Below are 3,858 nucleotides of genomic sequence, written 5' to 3' on the forward strand. Positions count from 1 at the left end.
TAGAAAAACAAAAAGGCTCTCATTGCGAGAGCCTTTTTAGTATTTGGCCTATGGTAGGCAATTAGATCATAATGATCTAATTACTCTTCAAGCTGATAGATCACATTCACACGATCACGAATGGTGATCGTTGAGTCTTCGTAAGAGTTCGACTCCGTTCTTGCATCCATCGCCATAGAGCGCATTAGTACCGGCTGAGAAGACTGTGCGTTGTAATCGACACGCCACACGTCGCCAAGCTCACGCTCAAAACCAGTCGCTAGTGATTTAGCTTTTGCTCTTGCGTCTTTGATTGCTTCTAGACGCGCTTGCTCTTGATATTTCGCTTGGTCACGCACTTGCAATTGGATGTTATCGATCTGGTTAATCCCTTGAGCAATGGCAATGTCCATATACTTATTAAGATTCGATAACTCCTTTACTTCAACCGTCACATTACGTGAAGCTCGGTAACCGACTAACTCCGGCTTGCCGTCTTTCGGGTAATGATATTGAGGTGCTAGGTACAGGTTAGAGCTATGAACGCTCGCCTCATCAACCCCAGCTTTATGCAGCTTATTAAGGAAGCTCGTCACCACTTTATCAACGGTACTCTTTGCTTGCTCTGCGGTCATCGTTGACTCTACAACTCTGACAGAAAATGTCGCCATATCTGGCGTCGCGATTACTTCGCCATAACCGGTGGTAGAAATATGCGGAAAAGATGGCGAGTTCGCCAATGCCGAGAAACTTACGGCACTTAGGGCTGCTGTAAGAGTAAGAGAGGTTGCTAACATCTTTGGTACAAACTTCATGGGGGGAGACCTATGCTAAACAAATGTCTTTTCATCATAGAGTAATTTGTCGCTTTTCCAATCCAGACACCACACTTCTAACAGAACTTTGACGCTGAAAAAACCACCAGCTTATTGTGGCAAATGCTCATGAGCAAAACTCAAAATCGCTTGTGAGATCTCTTTAAGTACCCCACTTTCAAGCTGCCAATGGTGCCAGTAAATCCGATAGGACAATAAAAAACCGGGCGTAATATCAATCAACGAACCCGATTCTAGCTCCTCGATGATCTGTAACCTTGGAATCAAACAGTAAGCCACACCCGACAATGCCAAACGCACAAACGCTTCAGAGCTACCAACTGTATGGTTGATCACACTGTCTCTAGGCACATTAAAATGATCATGCAGAAACTTCTTATGAAGGTCATCATATTGATCATAAGACACTGCTGGAGCTTTTCTCAATGTGGTGTAGTTGACCCCTTCCGAGAAGTAGCGCTGGTGGAAATCTGGACTTGCCACACACACATAATCCATACGACCAAGGTAGTCGGCACTGCAACCAGGAATCGCTTGAGACTCCAAACTAATTGCACCTGCAACTTCACCACTTTTAATCTTCTCTATGGTTCTCGATTCGCCATGAATAGCGAGGTTCAATTCCACCTGGCGAGACTTCATCACATCCGACAAAGCTGGCAGTAACCAAGTCGCTAAACTATCCGCGTTGGTAGCAATGGATATTGATAGAGGTTGATTACCATCTTCATTCATCAGATCAGGAACCAGTTCATGCTCCAACAAACGAACTCGACGATATAAGCCTAGTAACTTTTTACCAGCCGGGGTTGGCCTAGGTGGGTTTTCCCTTACCAAGGCAGGTTGAGCGAGCCACTTTTCAAGCTGTTTAATGCGCTGCGACACTGCTGATTGGGAGATATATAACTGCTCTGCCGCTCTTTCAAAACTGCGTTGTTTAACCACGGCATCCAGCGCTTCTATCCATTTATAATCCAAACCACGCATCACTTTGCTTCCTTTTAAATCAAATCTCACACTACATTAGCAATTCTAATAATGGATTAAAATCATTAATTATACTTATAAAAAGAAGCGGAGTATGTTCCCCTTATCACCAGTATGTGTCGTTAATTAAATGGGAGGTTAAAATGAGTTTTTGGGTTTTATTACAAGGTTTTGGTCTAGGGGCAAGCATGATTATCCCTATTGGCGCACAAAATGCGTACGTCCTAAATCAAGGGATAAAGCGCAATCACCATTTAACCACAGCAACGATTTGTAGCTTGCTCGACGCCCTATTTATCTCGTTAGGCATCTTTGGTGGTGGCGCTATCTTGTCGCAAAATGAAGTTCTGCTAACTTCAGTGACACTAGGTGGAATCGCTTTCCTGACTGTCTATGGTTTGTTGTCGCTGCGCAGTGCTTTTAAAGCGCCATCAGACAAGGAATCAAAAGGTGAAATATTGGCTCGTGGTAAACGTACTGTCATCCTAGGAGCATTGGCAGTTACAGTATTAAACCCACACCTCTATTTAGATACTGTTGTGATTCTTGGCTCCATCGGTGGGCAATTTGAAGGCAATGATAGAATCGCGTTTGCTATCGGGACCATCGTGGCATCATTTGTTTGGTTCTATTCTCTCTCACTTGGCGCGGCAAAACTTGGCCCAACTCTATCTAAGCCAAGTGTTAAGAAAGGCATTGATATCGCTGTTGCGAGCATGATGTTTGCTATCGCAGCGGTACTCGCCAATGGACTTATTGAGCAGTATTGGTAGAAATAATCTGAAAATATAGCTCCAAGAAAAAAGGCGGATAACCTAAGTTACCCGCCTTTTTATTCAACTTGTTGAACCTTTATTAGCCCTCAACTTTGTTCATGTGAACATCCATTTGTGGGAATGGGATTTCGATACCTTCTTTATCCAAGCCTTCTTTGATTGCTTGCATTAAGTCGAAGTAAACATTCCAGTAATCAGCAGTGCTAACCCATGGGCGAACCACGAGGTTAACTGAAGAGTCAGCTAGCGTGTGAACACCAACTTGAACACCAGGTTCTTTCAATACACGCTTGTCAGATTCACAGATCTTAGTCAAAAGCTCTTTGGTCTTTTGTAGATCTGCACCGTAAGAAACACCGATGATTAAGTCGATACGACGTGTCGCATGACGAGAGTAGTTGGTGATTGGACTGTCGATAACACTGCCGTTTGGTACGACAACCATTTTGTTATCAGGCGTTGTTATAACCGTTTGGAAGACTTGAATCGAATCAACTGAACCTGCAACACCGCCAATTTCTACGTAATCACCAGATTTAAATGGACGGAATGCAACGATAAGTACACCTGCTGCAAAGTTCGATAGTGAGCCTTGTAGTGCAAGACCAACAGCTAAACCAGCGGCACCAATTACCGCAACAACAGATGCAGTTTGAACACCAAGGCGACCAAGAGCTGCAATCAGAACGATAACAAACAACAAGTAGCGAACTAAACCATGGATGAACTCAACAACCGCTCGGTCCATCTTCTTCTTCTGAAGAACCTTAGCCACACTGTTCGCTACTGCTTTAACGATTAGGTTACCAATGAATAGAATAACCAGTGCAGAAATAATGTTTACACCGTATTGAATAAACAAATCTGAGTTATCCGTTAACCACTGTTCTGCGTTTGAAAGACCATCCACAAGCGGGGTCTCAATCGCTGTAGAACTCTCAGCCATAATGTGCATCCTCTATTTAATATTCTATGAGCTAAACTGCCTTGAACCAAGTTTTCAGCCGAATAGGCCTTATTAACTTTATCTAAACAAATCATAAGGTTAAGGTGAAGCTTGCTAAGTCCTTTTTACAAAACAGAGTGTCTACCCCTGTTTGTCGGCACGATATTTTATCTTTGATAAGATTGCAAAGTCATATTTATGTAAGCCTTTGAATAAAGCAAACTTACGCATAAGCACAAATACCGTGAACTCAATCCTAGGAAATTTATTTACCACACGCTAGGTTTTTCACATAAATAATACAACTTTTTATCAGACATAAAAAAACCCGCTC

General features: G+C 42.8%; 4 protein-coding genes. 1 reads left to right on the plus strand and 3 read right to left on the minus strand.

Features of this window, described 5'->3' with window-relative positions; genetic code table 11:
- Positions 1–80: 80 nt before the first annotated feature.
- Together ACTRWI_RS22040 and ACTRWI_RS22045 are read right to left on the minus strand one after the other, a co-directional pair.
- Positions 81–794 (minus strand): oxidative stress defense protein, encoded by a 714-nt coding sequence (locus tag ACTRWI_RS22040; protein ID WP_499133839.1) that lies wholly within the window; start codon positions 792–794, stop codon positions 81–83.
- Positions 795–905: 111 nt separating this feature from the next.
- On the minus strand, positions 906–1,802 hold the full coding sequence (locus tag ACTRWI_RS22045; protein ID WP_499133840.1) for a LysR family transcriptional regulator ArgP: 897 nt from the start codon (positions 1,800–1,802) through the stop codon (positions 906–908).
- 143 nt (positions 1,803–1,945) lie between these two features.
- Here ACTRWI_RS22045 and ACTRWI_RS22050 point away from each other — a divergent pair, with 143 nt between their 5' ends.
- Positions 1,946–2,575 carry a LysE/ArgO family amino acid transporter gene (locus ACTRWI_RS22050; RefSeq protein WP_499133841.1) on the plus strand — a complete coding sequence of 210 codons (630 nt, stop codon included), beginning with the start codon at positions 1,946–1,948 and terminating at the stop codon, positions 2,573–2,575.
- Between the two features lie 82 nt (positions 2,576–2,657).
- Here the strand turns inward: ACTRWI_RS22050 and mscS are convergent, their stop codons facing one another.
- Positions 2,658–3,524, minus strand: a complete 867-nt coding sequence (gene mscS / locus ACTRWI_RS22055) for a small-conductance mechanosensitive channel MscS (protein WP_499133842.1) — start codon at positions 3,522–3,524, stop codon at positions 2,658–2,660.
- Positions 3,525–3,858 lie beyond the last annotated feature (334 nt).

It is taken from the genome of Pseudoalteromonas sp. G5_S1_14_S5 (assembly GCF_054968605.1).